This window comes from Kamptonema formosum PCC 10802 (assembly GCF_000332335.1).
Lineage (GTDB): Bacteria > Cyanobacteriota > Cyanobacteriia > Cyanobacteriales > Oscillatoriaceae > Oscillatoria.
The window spans coordinates 3,072,178-3,092,098 of record NZ_KB235948.1; the positions used below are offsets into that span (position 1 = coordinate 3,072,178).

Sequence of the window (19,921 nt, forward strand, 5' to 3'; positions counted from 1 at the left end):
TATAGAGAGGATGAGAGCAGGAGATGTCCGGTCAAGCTCGATGGCTTGGCGCGGCATGCCGGTGAGTGTGGGACACGTTTAGCGGGCTGCCTCTGACTGGCTTTCTTTGTACAGATCGGGAGAAGCTGAATGAACATCACCCTACGGGGATACCAAATCATAGAAGCCATCCACACGGGAGTGAGAACGGTCGTTTATCGCTGCCGGTGGGAGGCGGAGGGTGCCAGCGCTATCATCAAAACCCTAAAGTCGGAGTATCCGACGCTGGAGGATATTACCCGCTTGCGGCACGAGCATAAAATCCTGCAAGGGCTCGACAGTGAGGGGATTGTCAAAACCTATGGCTTAGAAAGCTCTCAAAATGGCTTGGCCCTGATTTTAGAAGATTTTGGGGCGGGCTCGCTGAAAAATTGGATGAATTCTCTGCCGGTGCCTGCAGTTGAGTTTTTGGGGCTGGGGATTCAGCTGGCGTCCGCTCTGGGGGAGCTTCACAAAAATCAAATTATTCATAAAGATATAAAGCCGCACAATATTATCATAAATTCGGAGAGCGGGCAAGTCAAAATTATTGATTTTAGTATTTCTTCGCGGTTGGAGAAAGAAAACCCGACACTCAGCCATCCTGACTTGCTGGAAGGCACGCTCGCCTACATGTCACCGGAGCAAACGGGCAGGATGAACCGGTCAGTGGACTACCGGACAGACTTTTATTCGCTGGGCGTTACATTTTATGAAATGCTGACGGGGGAGTTGCCATTTAACGCCAGCGATCCGATGGAATTGGTGCACAGCCATATTGCTAAGATGCCGGTGCCGCCTCGCGCGCTGAATCCGGAAATCCCAGAGGCGATTTCAAATATTGTGATGAAATTACTGGCCAAAACTGCAGAAGACCGGTATCAAAGCGCCCTGGGGCTGAAGTTTGACCTGGAAACCTGTCTGGTGAAGCTGCAAACTGTTGGCGCAACTTTCGACTTTACAGCCGGCAGTGCCGATAGAGCGGGGCAATTGCTGATCCCGCAAAAACTGTACGGGAGGGAGGCGGAAGTTGGCACGCTTCTGGAAACGTTCGAGCGGGTTTCTGCCGGCAGTGCCGAACTGATGCTCGTTGCCGGTTATTCCGGCATCGGGAAAACCGTGTTGGTGAGTGAAGTGCACAAACCCATTGTGCGGCAGCGCGGGTATTTTATTGCGGGGAAGTTTGACCAGTTCAAGCGGAATATTCCTTACGCTTCCTTGATTCAAGCGTTTCAGTCATTAATCCAGCAACTGCTAACCGAAAGTGAAGCGCAAATCCAAAGTTGGAAAGAAAAACTGCTGGCGGCACTGGGAGGGAACGGGCAAGTCATTATCGACGTGATTCCGGAAGTCGAGCTGATTGCCGGCAAGCAGCCACCCGTAGCGCAACTGGGGGCGGCTGAATCGCAAAACCGCTTCAGTCGGGTATTTAAACAATTCATCGGCGTATTTACAGCAAAAGAACACCCCCTCGCTGTTTTCTTAGATGACTTGCAGTGGGCGGATTCGGCATCGCTGAAATTAATTGAACTGCTGATGACCGACAGCGACAGCCAATATCTGCTGCTGATTGGCGCGTATCGAGACAATGAAGTTTTTCCGACGCATCCTACGGTCCAGACAATTGAAAAGATTCGCCAAGCTGGTGCGACTGTAAACGATATCGAACTCGGCCCGTTACAGCTGGCTCACGTTGAAGAATTAATCGCTGATACTTTAAATGAGGGGGTTTCGGTTAAGCAGCTATCAGAGTTACTGTTCAACAAAACTCAGGGGAATCCCTTCTTCTTAACGCAACTGCTGAAAACCCTGTACCAGGAAGACCTGTTAGTCTATGACATATACTCGGGCGGGTGGCAGTGGTCCCTGGCGCAAATTCAAGCCATTGGCCTTACCGACTATAACGTTGTCGAGTTGATTGCCAGAAATCTTCGCAAACTGTCAAGCGAGACGCAGGAAGTTTTAAAGCTGGCAGCTTGTATGGGCAGCACGTTTAACTTAGAAGTTTTGGCCACTGTCAGTGAGAAATCCTCCTTAGTGACTGCAGCGCAGTTGTGGCCGGCACTTCAGGCCGGTTTGATTTTGCCTTTAAGCAACGAGTACAAAATTCCGCTGCTCTTCAGTCAGGAGGAATCGGGCGGGATTAGTTTAACGGATGTCAGGGTTGACTACAAGTTTTTGCACGACCGAGTGCAGCAAGCTGCTTATTCTCTGATTCCGGATAGCCGGAAAAAAGAGACACACCTGAGAATTGGCAAACTGCTGCTGCAAAGCACAGCGCCTGAAGAGCGAAAAGAAAATATCTTCGCTCTCGTCAACCAGCTGAATTACGGGACTGACTCGATCGCTTCTGAAGCGGAAAAATACGAGCTGGCGTCTCTGAATCTGACCGCCGGTCAAAAAGCGAAAGCGGCAACCGCGTATGAGTCGGCTGTCAAATATTTGAATGTCGGTTTGGGACTTTTGGCTGCAGATAGCTGGGACAGCCAGTATGAGCTGACCTTAACCCTGCATCTGGAAGCGGCAGAAGCCGAATTCACAGCCACCAACTTTGAGCGTTCGCAACAGTTAGCTGAGGCCATCCTGAAACAGGCGAAAACCCTGCTGGAAAACGTCAAGGTTTACGAGCTGAAGATTCAGTTTAATATCGCTCAAAACCGGATGCCGGCAGCTGTAGGCACCGGCATAGAGATTCTGGAAATGTTGGGTGTTCGCCTGCAACAAGAACCCCCGCAAGAATTGATTATTGACGATCTAGCTGACCTGCCGGCAATGACAGATATCGAGAAACTTGCCGCCATGCGGATATTAATGGCCATTGTCATAGCGGCTTATCTGGGAAATGCTGCGATGCTGCTGCCGGTTCTGTTTACGATGATCTCGCTGTCGCTCAAGTATGGGAATTCGCCCGAATCTGCTTATGCCTATGTTTGGTATGGGGCGGTCTTGTGTGGGCCAATGGGAGATATAGAGTCTGGATATCGCTTTGGCAAACAAGCCGTTACTTTGCTAGATAAAATTGACGCCAAACAGATTAAATGCAAAATTATTCCTGTATATTACGGAATTGCCCGACACTGGAAAGAGCCTATCAGGGAAAACCTATATCCTTTGAGTGAGGGCATTCAAATTGCCCTAGAAGTGGGCGATTTAGAATTTGCCTGTCACGCTGCCTCACATTATTGCTATTTTATGATTTTTAGTGGGGAGGATCTGGAAAAAGTTGAGCGCGAGCAGACAAAATATGTCGATATGACGGTCAAGCTCAAGCAAGAACACGATACTTTATGTATCGATTTTTTCCGGCAATTGGTTCGGAGGTGGCTGGGCCAAACAGCAGACAGATATAGTTTGCTTGGCCGCGAAGAGGAGAAAGTAATTTCTTCCCTAAAGCAGTCAAACAATGGAACTGTGATCTTCCTGTACTGGGTCGCTAAAATTATTCTCCTTTATTCCTTCAAAGATTATGAAGGTGCGCTAGCGAGCGCAAGATTAGGGTTAGAATATGCCGGCTTCGGAAGTGGGTCAATGCACAGTGTCTTCTACAACTTCTACCACTCTCTGGCTCTCTTAGCGCTGTATCCGAAAGCCCAACCGCAAGAGAAAGAGCAGTACCTGAGCGAAGTAGAAGTCAATCAAGAAAAGATGAGGAATTGGGCCAGCCACGCTCCGCAGAACTTCCAGCATAAGTATGACTTGGTTGAAGCGGAGAGAGCGCGAGTTCTGGGGCTATGTGAGAGAGCAGTGGATTTTTACGAACGGGCAATTGAAGAAGCTGGGCAGCAGAAATATATCCAGGAAGAAGCGCTAGCAAATGAGCTGGCGGCGGAGTTTCAGCTATCCCTGGGCAGAAAGAAGATGGCTAAAACTTATATGACGGATGCCTACTATGGCTATATCCGCTGGGGAGCCAAAGCTAAAGTTGAAGATTTGGAAGCGCGATACCCGCAATTAATTATGCGATCGCCGCTGGCAGAAACTCCCGCAGATCGCGCAGCGACTGTCACACATTTAACGAACACCGGCAATCCAACACAATTTCTGGATTTGGCAGCGGTGATGAAAGCGTCGCAAGCCATTTCTGGCGAAATAATTCTCGCCAACCTGCTGGATAAGCTGATGAAAATTTTGATAGAAAATGCGGGGGCGGAAACGGGAGCGCTCCTTTTATCAAAATCCGGTCAATTTGTCGTAGAAGCGTCTGGGACTAAAGATGAGGTGCGGGTGCTGCAATCCCTGCCGGTGGCCACTTCTGGGCTGCTCCCCCTCTCGGTGCTCAATTATGTCACCCGGACTCAGAAAGATGCGGTTTTAAACGATGCCATTCGCGAGGGCATGTTTAACACTGACCCATACATCAGCCAGCACAAACCAAAATCTCTCCTGTGCGCGCCAATTTTCTCTCAAGGCAAACTCAATGCAGTTCTCTATCTGGAAAACAACCTAATTGTGGGGGCTTTTACGCCCAACCGGGTGGAAGTGTTGCGCATGCTATCCGCTCAGGCTGCTATCGCCCTGGAAAATGCCCGCATCTATGCGGATTTAGAAACCGCCAAACAGCAATTAGAGGAATACAGCCACAAGTTAGAAGCCAAAGTTGAGGAGCGAACTCAGGAACTCCAAGAAAAAAATGCGCGGCTGGAAGTGGAAATCAAAGAGCGGCAGCTGGCCGAGCAAGCCGCCGCAGCAGCGAACCGGGCCAAGAGTCAATTTCTCGCCAACATGAGCCACGAACTGAGAACGCCGCTCAACGGGATTTTGGGGTACGCTCAAATCCTCAAACACAACAAAAACTTCACCGAAAAGCAAAACGTTGGAGTTCACATCATTCACCAGTGCGGCGAGCACCTGCTCACCTTAATCAATGACATTTTAGATTTGTCGAAAATTGAAGCCGGCAAAATGGAACTCCACCCCAGCGAGTTTCTTTTTTCGGATTTCCTGCAAGGGATTGTTGAAATCTGCCGCATCAAAGGCGAACAGAAGGGAATCGCGCTGATGTACGAGCCGATGACGCCACTGCCCACCGGCATCCGCGCTGACGAGAAAAGGTTGCGGCAAGTTATAATTAACTTACTCGGCAATGCCGTAAAATTTACCGAAGCGGGGGGGGTGACGTTCAAGGTAGGAGTCATAGAGAATGGGGAGTGGGCGACCGGCAGTGGGCCATCTTGGCGACCGGCAGTTCCGAAAATTCGCTTTCAAGTAGAAGACACTGGCGTCGGGATCGCCGCCGATCAGCTGTCAAAGATATTTTTGCCCTTTGAGCAGGTGGGCGACACGATTCGCCAGACAGAAGGAACCGGACTGGGGCTGGCCATTAGCCGGCAAATCGTCGAGATGATGGGCGGCGAACTGAAAGTCGAAAGCACTTTAGGGAAAGGCAGCGCTTTCTGGTTCGATCTGGAGTTGCCCGCAGTGGAAGACTGGAGGGCAAGTCAAAAGAAAACTGAAAAAATCGTCAGGGGGTTTGCCGGTGCGAAGCGGAAAATTATGGTTGCAGACGATAAATGGGAAAATCGATCAGTGGTCGTCAATCTGCTGTCTCCCCTTGGGTTTGAAGTGATTGAGGCCACCGACGGGCAAGACTGTCTGAATAAAGCCCTGTCCTTTAAGCCCGACTGTATTTTAATGGATTTGGTGATGCCGGTGATGGACGGCTTTGAGGCCACGCGGCGAATTCGCAAGTCTTCGGATCTGAAAGAGGTTCCAGTCATTGGCACTTCGGCCAGTGTTCTGTCCGCCGAATTCCAGGGGAGTTTGGAAGCCGGTTGCAATGCTTTTGTCCCCAAACCCGTCCGAGCCGAAGAACTTTTAGAGTGCCTGCGCTTACATTTAGGTTTAGAATGGATTTATGAAGAGTCGGAAATGCCCGCTCTTGATGTCCAAGCCCCAACTCTCTCTGGAGAAATCTCAGAACCAGAGATTATTCCTCCTCCTGTTGAAGAGTTGGCTGTACTTTTCGATCTCGCGATGAGTGGCGATCTCGGAGGCATCCAGAAACAGTCCGAAAGACTGCAACATTTAGAAGCCAAGTATGGGCCTTTTGCCAGCCATTTGATCCAATTGGCCAAAGATTTTGAAGAAGAAAAAATTTTAGCATTCGTAGAGCAGTATATGGAGGGGAACGCATGATAGGCGAATCATCTGCTGAACAGGACACGATTTTAGTCGTAGATGACAGTCCGAATAATTTGCAATTGCTGTTTGAGTTTTTAACCCTATATTGCTTCAAGGTATTGGTCGCTCGCAACGGTCAAAGCGCTATTAATAAAGTGGAATATTCTCCGCCGGATATTATCCTGCTTGACGTCCTCATGCCGGGGATGGATGGGTTTGAAACTTGCCAGCGATTAAAAGCTTCGGAGATAACAAAAGACATTCCCGTGATTTTTATGACGGCGCTAGCCGACACGGAAAATAAGGTAAAAGGTTTTAATGCGGGAGCGGTGGACTATATCACCAAGCCGATTCAGCAGGAAGAGGTTTTAGCGAGGGTTCAAACCCATCTGAGTGTGCGAAAGATGGCCAAAACCCTCCTGGCTCAAAATGAGCGTTTGCAAGAAGAAGTTGCCGAGCGAAAAAAACTAGCAGAGGAGTTAGAAGAGCGAGTAGAAGAGCGGACAGTAGAACTGAGGCGAGCAAATTTGAGGCTGCAACAGGAAATAGGAGAGCGGCAGCAAGCCGAGGAAACATTGCAGCGCTCGCTCCGGCAGATCCAAGAAACGCAAACTCAGCTGATTCAAAGCGAAAAAATGTCAGCTTTGGGGCAGTTGGTGGCTGGGGTAGCTCACGAAATCAATAATCCGGTTAATTTTATTTACGGAAACCTTTCTTACGTTCGCGACTATAGCGATAATCTGCTAGATGTCCTCAGCCTTTACCAGCAGATTTATCCCGATCCTGCGCCAGAGATTGTTGAAAAAGCCGAGGCCAACGAGCTCGATTTTATTGTCGAAGACTTGCCGAAACTGATCGCGTCCATGCAAATAGGAGCCGAGCGCATCCGCCAGATTGTCCTCTCGCTGCGCCAATTCTCGCGCCAGGATTCCTTGGAAATGAAGCCGGTGAATGTCCACGAGGGCATTGACAGCACGCTGATGATTTTGCACAACCGGCTCAAATTTAAGTCCGACCGCCCTGGCATTGAGGTGATTAAGGAGTATTGCCCAAATCTGCCCTTGGTGGAGTGCTATGGCGGCGAACTGAATCAAGTTTTTATGAATATCTTGGCGAATGCGATCGATGCGATAGATGAGCACAACAAACAGAGGACGCCTGAAGAAATTAAGGCCAATCCCAGCTCTATCCGGATTCGCACCGAGGTGACAGACCGGCATCACATAGCTGTCAGAATCGCCGACAATGGCCCAGGAATGTCAGAAGAGGTGCGCCGCCACATTTTCGATCCCTTTTTTACGACCAAACCGCCCGGCAAAGGCACTGGAATTGGGCTGTCGATTAGCTGGCAAATTGTCGTAGAAAAGCACCGGGGCAAGCTGGCATGTGTTTCTCACCCCAGTCAGGGGACGGAGTTTGCGATCGAAATCCCGATTCAACAGCAGTATCTGCAGCTGTGTGGGTGAAGGCAATACGTTTTAGCGCAAAGTGCTGGTAGCAATCCTCTTTGAATCGTGAAATAAAAGAGATTGTTACCGGCCCAAACAGCTTGGGCAATAAGGGCTTTTCCGTCTTGGGCTCCTAGCGGCGGATTTCAAAAATGATTTATGATAGCTGTAGGCAGTTCTATTAACTTACTTTAACACAGAGCCGGCTCGAAAAGCAGGCTCTGCCGCAGGCATGAGAACCCACACCCTAGTTTGAACCTCTGCCAAAATTCTCCGGTCTAAAAAAGATGATTTTTGAACAGAAGATGAATAAGGGGCCAGAAATGCTTGAATCTAGTCTGGACCGTCCGGTGGGCCAAGTGGAGGAGCCAGAAGGGGACCAGAAACTTGGATTTGTGAAAGACAGGATTAAGTTTACAGCGAAAGTTCCGAAATGGTTGCTCGGACTTCTGCTTCTCACCCTGTTAGCCGGTGGGAGCTATGTTGGGTACACTCAGTTAGCCGCCACTCAGCGCCAGGAAGCCAGACGCCGAGTTCAAACGGTCACAGTGGAGCGTATTGATGTGCCGGTGAGCATTTCAGCCAATGGCACCGTGCAGCCTGAGCTCTCCGTCAATGTGAGTCCGAAGACTTCTGGAGTCCTCAAGCAATTGCTGGTGAAAGAGGGAGATCGGGTCGGAAAGGGGCAAATTCTGGCATATATGGATGACTCCCAGTTCCAGGGACAGCTCACTCAGGCCAAAGGCCAAGTCGCATCCGCGCAGGCGAACCTCGACCGGCTGCAGGCGGGCAATCGCCCCCAGGAAATCGCCCAAGCAGAAGCGCAACTGGCATCCGCGCAGGCGAACCTCGACCGGCTGCAGGCGGGGAATCGCCCCCAGGAAATCGCCCAAGCAGAAGCGCAACTGGCATCCGCGCAGGCGAACCTCGACCGGCTGCAGGCGGGCAATCGCCCCCAAGAAATCGGCCAAGCGCAAGCTCAAGTCGCTTCCGCACAAGCCAATTTGCAACAGGCGGAACTCACCTACAATCAGAATCAGGAGCTATATAAATCCGGTGCGATCTCCCTGCGGGAACTTGACAGCTCGCGCAGCTCCTATGAGAGCGCTAAAGCACAGGTAGAAAAGGAAAAACAGGCACTCAATTTACAGCAGTCAGGTGCGCGTCCGGAAGAAATCGCACAGGCAAAGGCACAGGTAGAACAGGCAAAACAGGCACTTAACCTGCAGCGAGCCGGTGCTCGTCCGGAAGAGATCGCACAGGCAAAAGCACAGGTAGAGCAGGCAAAACAGGCACTCAATTTACAGCAAGCCGGTGCCCGTCCGGAAGAAATCGCACAAGCTCGCGCTCAAGTGATGAGTGCTGAGGGTTCTTTGCTTTCTGTCCAAACACAAATTGACGACACTGTGATTCGCGCTCCTTTTAGCGGCATGGTGACGCGCAAATACGCCGATCCGGGTTCCTTCGTCACGCCAACAACCTCTAGCAGTTCGGTTTCCTCCGCCACTTCATCTTCTATTCTGGCGCTCGCTTCCAATAACGAAATTATTGCCAAGGTTGCCGAGACGAGCGTCTCAAAAATCAAAGTCGGACAAAGCGTCACGATTGAAGCCGATGCCTATCCAAACAAGTCCTTTCAGGGAAAGGTAACGCAAGTAGCAACCCAGTCCACCGTCGAGCAAAACGTCACCAACTTTGAGGTTCACATCTCGCTGGACGATCCCGACAGCCTGTTGCAGGTGGGCATGAATGTCAGCGCCAAGTTTAACGTGGGCAAGCTGGATAATGCCCTGGTGGTTCCAACGATAGCAATCGTGCGCCAGCAGCAGGGAACCGGCGTTTATGTAGCCGGTCGGGGAGAGAATGGCCGGCCTAAATTTCAACCCATCACCACCGGCGTCACGGTGGAGGACAAGACGGTCGTTGTTTCTGGGCTAGAAGAAGGGGACAAAGTTCTGATTAGCTTTCCCAAGGGAGAACGCCCAGCTTCTAGAACGCCCTCGATGATCCCGGGGATGGGCCCGTCAGGCCCAGGCGGAGGTGGCGGCGGCAGAAGAAGTGGAGGATGACAGAATTATGGGAAAGCTAAATCGAATTCGGCCCACGAATATTTCCCTGCTGGAAGTGGTGACAATGGCAGTGGAAGCGCTGTGGAGCAATCGCCTGCGCACGAGTCTGACGATGCTGGGAGTTATTGTCGGCATTGCCTCTGTGATTACGGTTACGTCGGTTGGGCAGGGAGTGCAAAAGGCAACCGAGCAACAGATCCAGTCCCTGGGAACAAATGTTATGCTAGTGCTGGCAGGAACAGCGCGTGCTGGCGGCATTGGTCAGGGATTTGGTTCGGCATCCACGCTGACTTGGGAAGATGCGCGATCGGTGGCAAAACAGGTGCCGGCGGCGGAATCCGTCACGGCCTTTTTGCAGAGAAATGGACAGGTGGTGTATGGCGATAACAATACCTCCACTTTTATCCTGGGGGTTGACCTAAACTACCCGACTGTGAAAGAAATTTACCCGCAACAAGGGCAGTTTTTCACCGAGGAAGAGATGGATAATGCCCAAGCAGTTGTGCTGTTGGGCACCAAAGTCTACGGTGACTTGTTTTCTCCGGGAGAGTCTCCGATTGGTGCCAGCCTGCGGATTCAGAACGCACGCTACACGGTGATTGGCCTGATGGAGTCTAAAGGCTCTGTTGGCGGACAGGATCAGGACGATCGGGTTTACATTCCCCTCACCAATATGTCTTCCCGGCTTGTGGGCAACAACTCTCTTGTTGGCACGGCAATCAGTGGATTTTGGCTGAAAGCAAAAGACCAGGTACAACTCGAAGCCTCGCAGTTTCAGGTAACTAACTTGCTGCGGATTCGCCACAACATTTATCCCCCCAAACAGGACGACTTTCGCATCAGCAATCAGATTGACATCATCAACACCTTCAGCAGCGTGGTGGGAATGTTCACGGTTCTCGTGGGCGCGATTGCCGGCATTTCTCTGGTTGTTGGAGGCATCGGCATTGCCAACATCATGCTGGTTTCTGTGGTGGAGCGCACCCGCGAAATCGGCATCCGCAAGGCCATAGGAGCGACGAACAGCGCTATTATGAGTCAATTTCTGAGCGAAGCGATTTTGGTGTCTGTTCTGGGAGGGGCGCTCGGCGTCGCTATCGGTGTCGGTCTGGCTTTTGCAGCTTCTCAGGCATTTAGTTTTCCCTTTGTCGTCTCCCTGTGGTCAGTGTTCGCCGGTCTTGCCCTCGCCTTGGGCGTTGGACTGATTGCTGGAGTTATCCCCGCTCGGAATGCGTCACGGCTCGATCCGATCGCGGCATTGCGCAGCGATTAAAGGGGGGATCGTCCCGTTTTTGCAGATACCCCCTGGCGATTGAAATCGCGGCTATACAAACAAAGTCCGCCTGCGCGGACTTTCTTTTAAAACGCAGAAATTAGTAGCGCAGTATGGCAACTACGATCTGGATGGAAGACATCACCAAAAACTATCGCCTCGGCGAAATGGAAGTCCCGGTTCTGAAGGGAATTAATCTCAATATTGAAGAGGGCGAGTATATCGCCATTATGGGCGCGTCGGGCTCTGGGAAGTCCACGCTAATGAACATCATTGGCTGCCTCGACCGGCCCACAAGTGGGCACTACATTCTGGACGGCAGAAATCTGACGGCGCTGAGTGACGATGAGTTAGCGTATATTCGGAATCAGCAGATTGGTTTTGTGTTTCAGCAGTTCAATTTACTCCCCCGCGCTACCGCACTGGAAAATGTGATGCTGCCGATGGTTTACGCCGGCATTCCTAAGTCTGAGCGTCGCCGCCGCGCTGAGGAAGCGCTGACTCGCGTCGGTTTGGCAGAGCGGTTATTAAATCGTCCCAGCCAGCTTTCTGGCGGACAGCAGCAACGAGTCGCCATCGCTCGCGCTCTCGTCAACCGTCCCGCCATTGTTCTGGCAGACGAACCGACTGGCGCGCTAGACACGCACACCTCTGAGGAAGTGATGGATTTAATGAGTGATTTAAACCGTCAAGGCATCACTATAGTTATTGTCACGCACGAACCGGATATTGCTGCCCAAACTCGCCGCACGATTCACGTTAAAGATGGGTTGGTGGTTGCTTAGAAGCCGAAACTATAGCACTAGCCACATTGGTTAGGACAATTAGAAATTGAGGGCAGGCGAGACGCCTGCCCTACGGATATATTTTGTAGGACAGGCATCTTGCCTGTCCCTTTTTCGCAAGCACCTCACTGGTGGAGTAATATTATGTCCGCTTGCATAGGTTTTGTATAACCGATGCAAGCGGACATGATATCACCCTACTACGATTTGACGCCTAGTTAGACGACTTTGGCTTGTGGTTCTGACGCCATTGCTGGCGCAAGGTATCCAACTTTTGTTGTTGCTCGGCAGTCAAAATGGCTTTTATCTGGCTCTGAGCCGCTTGCCGAATCGCTTTCATTTGCGTTTTTTGGGCGTCTGTCAGATTAAGAGTGGGCTTTTGATGTTGCTGCCGAGCGGTGCTCATTTGTTGCTTCTGTTCCTGGGTGAGAAGAGCATCAATTTGCTGCCGCTCTGACTGGTGAATTTGCTTGATTTGGGCCTTCTGGTCTGCGGTCAAATTCAGTTGATCCATTAGCCGCTCATGCTTAGGGGCATTGTCAGCAAAAGCCGGATTTGTGAATGCGGTAATCATGGGTGAAGCGGCTAACATCAAAGCAATAGCACCAGGCAATAAGGACAAAGCTTTCATCTTGTTGATTCGGGTAAAATTATAGATTTTAGGTGTGTGACAACAACGCATTTGTTTGTTGTATAAGGTTAGACTGGAGAAGGGTGAGAGCGGTTCACTTTTGGTTGAGCACCGCTGGATTGGACAAACCGCCCTCTCCAGAATGGGAAAACCGCCACTGATGGCGCAAGTTGCTGAATGCCGGTGAACTGGGTGGAATCCACCCCTGCTTCGAGAGCCTCAAGCGCTTCACCGGCACTGCTCAGTGGGAGCATCTCACTTTTGCTTGTCTGCTGGCGAGCGCGTGCCGAAGCGGCTGATCGGACTTTCGCCCGCCTGCGCGGGCTAATTCTCTCGTTTGCTAGTATACTGGCCATTAGAAACAGACTCTTGGCTCATCTGTGAAGCCCCCTACTTTTTGCCGGTGCGTTACGGCTGACGCTATCACGCACCCTACTTTTGTAGCCCTAGTTAGATTGCTGTTGCTGCTGCCGGCGCTGACCCCATTGCTGGCGCAATTGCTCAAGCTTTTGTTTTTGCTCGGGAGTCAAAATGGCTTCCATCTGGCTCTCAGCATTTTTACGAATCGCTTCCATTTTGGCTTTTTGATCGTCAGTCAGATTAAGGTTGGGCCGTTGTCCTTGCTGGCGAGCTGCCTCCATTTGTGCCTTCTGCTGAGCTGTTAGAATAGCATCCATTTGCTGCCGAGTGGCCTCGTGAATTTGCTTGATTTTGGCCTGCTGGTCTGGGGTCAAATTCAGTTCCTTAGCTGGCATTTCACCATCTGGCCGTGAGGCTCGCATTTCCTGAAGCTTTTGTTTTTGATCGGCAGTCAAAATGGCGTCAATCTGGCTCTGAGTATTTTTCCGAATCGCTTCCATTTTGGCTTTTTGGTCTTCAGTCAGATTAAGGTTGGGCCGTTGCCGTTGATCGCGAGCCGCCCGCATTTGTGCCTTCTGAGCGTCCGTGAGAATAGCATCCATTTGCTGCCGTTCTGACTCGTGAATTTGCTTGATTTTGGCCTGCTGATCGGCGGTCAAATTCAGTTGCTCCATCCCCCGCTCACCCATCCCGCCAGGGCCGGCAAATGCCGGATTGGTGAAGGCGGGAATAATGGGAGAAGCAGCTAGTATCAAAGCAAGAGCTCCCGGCAAGAAGGACAAAGCGTTCATCTTCTTCATATCTGAGAAAATTATAGATTTTAGGTGTGTGGCAACAACGCATTTGTTTGTTGTGTAAGGTTAGACTAGAGAAGGGTGAGAGCGGTTCACTGCCGGTTAAAATCCGGATTCGACCCCTCAACTGTCACAAGGACTGTTCTAACCACCGCCGGTCTGGACTCAGCACTGGCCGGTTAAAGCGGGACTAGCGCTTCTGGTGTTTGACAGGGGGACAGCTATATCCGGCTCCAGAGCTCGCCGGCTCCCCTGGGCTGCGCCCAGTGCCACAAGTGCTGGACCGGCACCGCTCAGCCGCTTTAGGACTTACGCACAACCATGAAAGAAACCGGGTTTCTGGTTTGATACCCTGCAATGAAAGTCAAGGAGTCTGGTTCAGAAACCCGGTTTCTGCGTAAGTCCTACGCTTGTTAAATTCTCTGCCCGTATGAGCAGGGTGCGTTGCGCCGGAGGGAAACGCACCCCCCAACCGGCTGTGACTCGCCCCGGCTGTGACTCGCCCAGTTTTATGGTATTGTGGCCACAGGCTAGGACATTATTTTGATAGGTTGGAGGTGCCGGCAGATTTTTCCCGGCGAACTTCGCCTCACATAGGATGGGCGGGGCGAGCACGGTGCCATCGGCACTACAAGACTATTTTCAAGTCAGGTGAGCGTCCCGATTATGTAGGGGCGAAGCATGAGGGCGAATAATCTCTCGGTCAAAACCAGCAATTGATAATCCTCATGCTTCGCCCTCACCAGGGTAGTTTCAAAAAGGGGATGCTCCCCAAGTCAGAGCCTCCAGATTGCGTTCCCAGGTTCTGCTGGGAACGAGAGATAGAGATGGATAGTGTAAATTTAATGCGCCATAGCTTATAAGTGATTTCTCTCGCAGTCCTCGGACTTCCAAAACTTAGCAAATGTTTTTTCTTTTCGCTCCACGCAGCAGGAGACAAAATCGCTCACGCCATCAAAGAAAGAGTTGCAGTCATCGAGCCACTCACTATAGGCCCAAGCAAACACAAAAACACAACCTACAACAGTCACCGATATTAAAGACAAGCAAAACAGACGCCCGAACCGAATATCTTTTATGTTCGTATCAGATAATTTTTCGCTTTCATATCTGTACTTATCACTAATCTTAAGTGCCTCAAGAAGTGCTTGGCGGGCTGTGCTGAATCGCTCTTCTATGGCTGGTTCTACTAGGGTTGCAATCCAGCAGTAAAACTCGACATTTAGGCTAACTTTGTCGCTAAATTCAATGCGCAAATTACTCTGTGGCAAGTCTGCCGGCGCAATACCGGTTAACAAATGAATCAGGGTGGCTCCCAGCGCGTAGAGGTCAGATGCCGGTACGGCTTTTCCCCAAAATTGCTCCATCGGCGCGTAACCGGCGGTGCCCACAACGGTAAAGGTGACGCCCTCTGCAGCGGCTTTGTCTCGCACAGCACCAAAATCTACCAGATAGATTTTGCCATCTTTTCCCCATATGAGATTGCTGGGTTTGATGTCGCGGTGCAGCACCGGCGGGCTGAGTTCGTGCAAGTAAATCAAAATCTCCAGCACTTGAATGGCAATTGAGCGCACCTGGGATTCTGTAAAGCGTTCGCCCCTATCTAGTTGCTGTCGCAGGGATTCGCCCGGAATATAGTTCTGCACTAACCCAAACCAGGGCAAACCCTCACCCTCTCGCTCATCCAGGGAAAAATAATCCCGATAGCGGGGAATCCGGGGGTGATTCAGCTGTTGGAGAACTTTCGCCTCCCGCTCAAATAGTTTGAGTTCGTCCCACTGCATCTGGGGGCTAAAAGCCAGCAGCTTGACAATTACCTGTTCATGTGCTTCCAAATCGTCTGCCAGCCAAGTTTGCCGGCTGGCATTTTGTCCTAATTGATGTTTGATTTGGTAGCGTTGGTTTAATACCTGTTGTGTTTGCAGCATGATTAATTTTTCCTTTGTCAGTTGTCCTTTTCCTTTGTCATTTGTCCGTTATGAGACGCGATAAATCGCGTCTCTACAAGAGGAGCAGACTCCCCTTCCAGCCTCCGCCTGGGAATGCCAGCCGTGAGGCTCCGCCTCAAGGTCACTCATCTTTCAGAAAGCCAATTTTCTATCTCTCCTACTAACCAGTTGCGTTCGGCGTCATTCAAATTCATGCAGCAGCAACTGATTTAATTTATCTCGCACTCTCCCCAACTCTCTGTTGATAGATATCCATAACTGACACAGCCCAACAAAAAACCCAATTACAAGAAAAAACCAAATTATCTCGGCTATAAAAAAATAAATATTCAGCGATGTCACGCTCACAAAAAAAGCCAATATCGTCCTAAATAGCGCCGGTATTCCTAGCAACAGTACCCCTATTGCTATACTCACTATCAGCAGATTTATAAAGAACTGCCATAGCAGCAAGCATGCCAACAGCATCACTCTCCAAAATATCCTAAATACGCCTCCTATCAATATCCTCTGCGGTGGAATTACAATCCTCAAATGACTCGCAGAGTTGCTCAGCTGAACGCGGCTACCGGCAGGCTTGGGGATTGTTGGCATCTGGCGGCTTTTACAACCGGCTTTCAGGTACTCAAGCGCCTGTCGGGCGCTGCTGAATCGCCGCTTGAGGTCTGGCTCTGTCAGGTCTTCAATCCAGCGCACAAAATTGCGATTGACGCTCACCCTGTCCCTAAATTCAATGCGCAAATTCTTCTGCGGCAAATCTACCGGTGGGGTGCCGGTGAGCAGGTGGATAAGGGTGGCTCCCAGGGCGTAAAGGTCGGATGCCGGCACAGCGCGTCCCCAAAATTGCTCCACCGGCGCGTAACCGGCTGTCCCCACAACAGTAAAAGTGGCTCCCTCTACCGCTACCGGATCTTGCACCGCACCAAAATCAACCAGATAGACTTGCTCATCTTCTCCCAAAATCAGGTTACTCGGTTTAATGTCGCGGTGTAGCACCGGCGGGTTCAACTCGTGCAGATAAGTCAGGATTTCCAAAATGCCGGTGGCAATTGAGCTAACCTGGACTTCCGTGAAGTGCTTGCCGGTGTCTAATAGCTGTTGCAGGGATTCACCGGCAATATAATCGTGCACCAGCCCAAACCAGCACAGCCCACTGCCGGCTTGTTTGTCCACCGAAAAATAATCCCGATAGCGAGGAATCTTGGGATGGGACAGCTGTTTGAGGACTTGAGCTTCCCGCTCAAACAGTTTCAACTCCTCCCACTGCATTTGCGGGCTAAAAGCCAGAAGCTTGACAATCACCGGCTGGTGTGATACAATGTCATCCGCCAGCCAAGTTTGACGACCGGCATTGTGTCCTAACTGCCGGTGGAGTTGATAGCGCCCCTGAAACACTTGTTCAGCTTGCAGCATCTTGCAGGCATTCCTTACCAGCTTTATCTATTCCAATCTAGCCTGCCCCTGGCGATCTGTTACTTAAATTTTCCTTAAGAAAAGTAGGGGGCGTGACGCTTTGAGGAACGCTGCGGGGGAATTTCACTTCAGCTCCTCACCCCACCAGCGTCAGAGGACTAAAGCCCTCACTACAAACAGGATTGGCCATCAGGGTTTCAGAAAGCCGGTTTCTTAAAGAAACCAGCTTTCTGGAAGTTGGTGAAGGAGCCAGAAACCGGGGGCGGCCACGGGGGGCCGCCCCTACAGGCCGCGTGCCATTATATAGCGTTTCTCACATAGCGTGCGGTACATTTTTCGCTTTCGCCCTCTATCGGGGAGGGGAGACGCGATTTATCGCGTCTCTACAAGAGGAGAACCATCTTAGCACACTTATTTGAGAACCGCTATATATCAGCTTTCCCAGTTTTAAAAACCCTGTTTATTACCCCCTGCCGGTCTTAAAGAAACCCGGAAACTTAAAGAAACCGGGTTTCTGGAAACTTTCACCGGCACGCTCAGTTATTTCCAGCTGTCCCAAGACTGATTGAAAATCGAAGTATTGGGAAAAGCAACTGGATTGCCATTGCTTTGCAGGCGCTGCTGCAGGGCGAGCAGGGAAGGATCGGAGACAGGGAAGGACTGCACCATCTGGTAAGGCATTTTGCCGGTTTCCAGAGCAAACGCCGCCGCAGTGCCGGCTGCAGCGCCGGCGGACCACTCAAAAGAATGCACCCGGTAGGCGGCGGCGGCGATGTGGGATGTGGCGATACTCTTGCCGGCAACCAGCATATTGTCAATTTTCTGGGGAATCATCGCCCGCAGGGGAATTTGGAACGGATACGCCGTACCGGCACCCCGGCGTTCGCCCTCGCGCTCTTTATTGCCAGCTGCTTCCGGGGGGCTCCCCTCCATACAGGGGTGAAAGTCAATTGCGTAGTGCCCAATTCCCACAGAATCCGGGTAGATAGTCGAGCGGGTGCGCTGCTTAGTGTCCTCCACCGGCAGCTTGTCAGTTATCACCTTTAAGGCGTCCAAACCGGCAAGCCCCTCCCACAAGCCGCGATACAAGTCAGGCTCCAGGTTCGCGCGATACCACTCCTCCTCCTTCCGGAAGTCTTTGCGAGAGATATCCACTTCCCACACCATAAACCCTTGAGGCTGTCCTGGCGAGGGCCGGCCAATTATCCGCCGTCCTTCGCGCATATACGGATATTTAGACAGTCCGTGCGCCGTTCCCATCGGAGTGTCGAACCCAGCTAGGAAGCGGTTGTTGGGTTGCGGCTTTTTGACGCCATCACCCAGCTGGGAATCAGTCGTGCCGGCGACGAGCCAGTAAAAAAAGCCGAGCGCCTTTTCTTCAGCTTTGCGCAAGCTTTCCACCCGCAATCCGCCCATCCAGCCTCCGGGCTGCAGCTGGCTGGTTGCTTGCAGTTGCTCGCGGGTGTATATTAGGTTATCTGCCTCAGTTCCTGGCCGGTAGTCGTTGCCCCACGTCCAGTTTTGCATGGAGATGTCGCCCGGATAGATAGGGTACTTCCGGGGGTCTGGCGGCAGTGTTTCATCCGGCTTCACGCTCCAAATGCGCCGGTAGGTGAAAACTAGGGGAAAACTCGCCAGCCGCTGCAATTCGTAGCTGTAATAGGACGCATATTGTGGATAGAAATTCGGCATTTTGTGCTGCTGGGGTTCCGCCGTGGCTTCCATCGCAAAGGTATAGGTAAAGCCCTGAGTGCAGTAGGGGTCGGCGGTTTCGCTGGAAGAGGAGGGCTCCAAGCTGGATCGAGGGTCAATACCCAGCCGGTAGGGAACGTCAGCGAGGGCTACGAGTTCGCCGGTTTCTGTGGCGTCCACGACGTACCAGTCAGCGGGTTTCTGAGCCGGTCTGTCAGTTTTCAGCGGCGCGAAGCGGATAATGGTTTTGTCAAACCGGCGCGAATTCTCGTAGCGATAGGCGTCTTCGATGGTTTGAGAGAGGGGTTCGGTATTCAGAGGGGGTGCGCCGGCTGCCGGTTGGTGCCCGATGGCAATCGCGCCGGCAATCTGCTGCCGGGAGGGGCTAATTTCCAGTTCCTTTATGACAGTGTTAGGATACCATTTTAGCTTGCCTTTGCCCTCTTTGGCAGCATCTTTCAGAATCTCAAACAGCAATTTGTGCCCGTCGTGGGGGAGAAAACAGGACTCACTCACCCAACAAGCCCCCGGATTGAGCCGGTCGTAGCGCTCCTTAAGGAGCTGTCGAAATTTCAGGTAGCCGCGAGGGTAGAACAGCAGCTGGCGCTGGGTGGGGCGTTCGTCGAGGGCGGAAGTTCCTTGGGATGAAATTTGGCCCCCCACCCAGTCGGTGATTTCGGTCATGCAAACCGTGCGACCGGCAAGCAAGCCTTCATAGGCGGTGGCTGCGCCGGCGAGCCCTCCGCCCACCACTAATATCTCGCAGGTTTCTTGTCTGTCGGGGGTGCGGGGGGGGGTGGCTGTGGCTGCGGGGATGAATGACACCAGCCAAGTGAAGCCCAGGGTGAAACTGATCAGTGATTTGCCGGTGGTTTGCCTGCTCGCTGCGTGCATGGTAAAGAGTCTGCTCGTTAAGTATATCCTTCTGGTCAAGACGCCATTGATGGCGTCCGCGACAGACGCCGGTAGCGCCCAAATGCTCATTCTGAAGCATACGGACGCCTATTTGTAGCCCCCGGATAGTGAAAGATCCCGATTGCGGTCAAGCCTGGAGGCCCAAAATCGGAATTTTTCCCCTGCTGTCCGAGCCCTGGCGCTCTTATCTAGCCGCACCGGCAAGTTTCAAAGCAGCTTCCCACTCCCAGGACTGTCTGCGCAACCAAACTTCCTGTTTCGGGAGCAATGCTAACTAATATCCGTAGGATTGCGGATGAAAAATCTGAAAATTTGATTTATTGGCGCGACGGTTTTCTGTTTTAAGGAGGGTAGGGGTAGCGCCACTCTGGCCTTAACCTAGCCCGGGGGGAGAAAATATAAAATTTTTCCCTAACTTTCCTGAATACTTTTTGGAAGGGGTGAAAGCAACTAG

General features: G+C 51.6%; 11 protein-coding genes. 5 read left to right on the forward strand and 6 right to left on the reverse strand.

Features of this window, described 5'->3' with window-relative positions:
• Positions 1 to 129: 129 nt before the first annotated feature.
• From OSC10802_RS0113205 to OSC10802_RS0113225, 5 genes are all read left to right on the forward strand, one after another.
• Complete coding sequence (locus OSC10802_RS0113205) at positions 130 to 6,153, forward strand: hybrid sensor histidine kinase/response regulator (RefSeq protein ID WP_017717238.1); 6,024 nt, start codon at positions 130 to 132, stop codon at positions 6,151 to 6,153.
• Complete coding sequence (locus OSC10802_RS0113210) at positions 6,150 to 7,604, forward strand: hybrid sensor histidine kinase/response regulator (protein ID WP_017717239.1); 1,455 nt, start codon at positions 6,150 to 6,152, stop codon at positions 7,602 to 7,604. The genes OSC10802_RS0113205 and OSC10802_RS0113210 overlap by 4 nt, the downstream gene beginning before the upstream one ends.
• A gap of 269 nt (positions 7,605 to 7,873) precedes the next feature.
• On the forward strand, positions 7,874 to 9,655 hold the full coding sequence (locus tag OSC10802_RS0113215) for an efflux RND transporter periplasmic adaptor subunit (RefSeq protein WP_017717240.1): 1,782 nt from the start codon (positions 7,874 to 7,876) through the stop codon (positions 9,653 to 9,655).
• A 7-nt stretch (positions 9,656 to 9,662) separates the two neighbouring features.
• Positions 9,663 to 10,928 carry an ABC transporter permease gene (locus OSC10802_RS0113220; protein ID WP_026098436.1) on the forward strand — a complete coding sequence of 422 codons (1,266 nt, stop codon included), beginning with the start codon at positions 9,663 to 9,665 and terminating at the stop codon, positions 10,926 to 10,928.
• Positions 10,929 to 11,041: 113 nt separating this feature from the next.
• On the forward strand, positions 11,042 to 11,713 hold the full coding sequence (locus OSC10802_RS0113225) for an ABC transporter ATP-binding protein (protein ID WP_026098437.1): 672 nt from the start codon (positions 11,042 to 11,044) through the stop codon (positions 11,711 to 11,713).
• A 214-nt stretch (positions 11,714 to 11,927) separates the two neighbouring features.
• Here OSC10802_RS0113225 and OSC10802_RS0113230 read toward each other — a convergent pair whose 3' ends face one another.
• From OSC10802_RS0113230 to OSC10802_RS0113260, 6 genes are all read right to left on the reverse strand, one after another.
• Positions 11,928 to 12,344, reverse strand: a complete 417-nt coding sequence (locus OSC10802_RS0113230) for a Spy/CpxP family protein refolding chaperone (protein ID WP_017717243.1) — start codon at positions 12,342 to 12,344, stop codon at positions 11,928 to 11,930.
• 68 nt (positions 12,345 to 12,412) lie between these two features.
• Positions 12,413 to 12,598, reverse strand: a complete 186-nt coding sequence (locus OSC10802_RS0113235) for a hypothetical protein (protein ID WP_017717244.1) — start codon at positions 12,596 to 12,598, stop codon at positions 12,413 to 12,415.
• 192 nt (positions 12,599 to 12,790) lie between these two features.
• Positions 12,791 to 13,504, reverse strand: coding sequence for a Spy/CpxP family protein refolding chaperone (locus OSC10802_RS54370; RefSeq protein ID WP_232731673.1), 714 nt, complete (start codon positions 13,502 to 13,504; stop codon positions 12,791 to 12,793).
• 851 nt (positions 13,505 to 14,355) lie between these two features.
• Complete coding sequence (locus OSC10802_RS40020; RefSeq protein WP_082218278.1) at positions 14,356 to 15,426, reverse strand: serine/threonine protein kinase; 1,071 nt, start codon at positions 15,424 to 15,426, stop codon at positions 14,356 to 14,358.
• A 201-nt stretch (positions 15,427 to 15,627) separates the two neighbouring features.
• Positions 15,628 to 16,860, reverse strand: coding sequence for a serine/threonine protein kinase (locus OSC10802_RS40025; protein ID WP_052334307.1), 1,233 nt, complete (start codon positions 16,858 to 16,860; stop codon positions 15,628 to 15,630).
• Positions 16,861 to 17,400: 540 nt separating this feature from the next.
• Entirely contained in the window at positions 17,401 to 19,446 is a 2,046-nt protein-coding gene (locus OSC10802_RS0113260; protein WP_017717246.1) for an FAD-dependent oxidoreductase, read from the reverse strand.
• Between the last annotated feature and the right edge of the window lie 475 nt (positions 19,447 to 19,921).

Coding starts and splice junctions, on each gene's coding strand:
- OSC10802_RS0113225 (WP_026098437.1), top strand. CDS start 11,042: ATGGCAACTACGATCTGGATGGAAGACATCACCAAAAACTATCGCCTC.
- OSC10802_RS0113230 (WP_017717243.1), bottom strand. CDS start 12,344: ATGAAAGCTTTGTCCTTATTGCCTGGTGCTATTGCTTTGATGTTAGCC.
- OSC10802_RS40020 (WP_082218278.1), bottom strand. CDS start 15,426: ATGCTGCAAACACAACAGGTATTAAACCAACGCTACCAAATCAAACAT.
- OSC10802_RS54370 (WP_232731673.1), bottom strand. CDS start 13,504: ATGAAGAAGATGAACGCTTTGTCCTTCTTGCCGGGAGCTCTTGCTTTG.
- OSC10802_RS0113260 (WP_017717246.1), bottom strand. CDS start 19,446: ATGCACGCAGCGAGCAGGCAAACCACCGGCAAATCACTGATCAGTTTC.
- OSC10802_RS0113205 (WP_017717238.1), top strand. CDS start 130: ATGAACATCACCCTACGGGGATACCAAATCATAGAAGCCATCCACACG.
- OSC10802_RS0113235 (WP_017717244.1), bottom strand. CDS start 12,598: ATGCTCCCACTGAGCAGTGCCGGTGAAGCGCTTGAGGCTCTCGAAGCA.
- OSC10802_RS0113215 (WP_017717240.1), top strand. CDS start 7,874: ATGATTTTTGAACAGAAGATGAATAAGGGGCCAGAAATGCTTGAATCT.
- OSC10802_RS0113220 (WP_026098436.1), top strand. CDS start 9,663: ATGGGAAAGCTAAATCGAATTCGGCCCACGAATATTTCCCTGCTGGAA.
- OSC10802_RS40025 (WP_052334307.1), bottom strand. CDS start 16,860: ATGCTGCAAGCTGAACAAGTGTTTCAGGGGCGCTATCAACTCCACCGG.
- OSC10802_RS0113210 (WP_017717239.1), top strand. CDS start 6,150: ATGATAGGCGAATCATCTGCTGAACAGGACACGATTTTAGTCGTAGAT.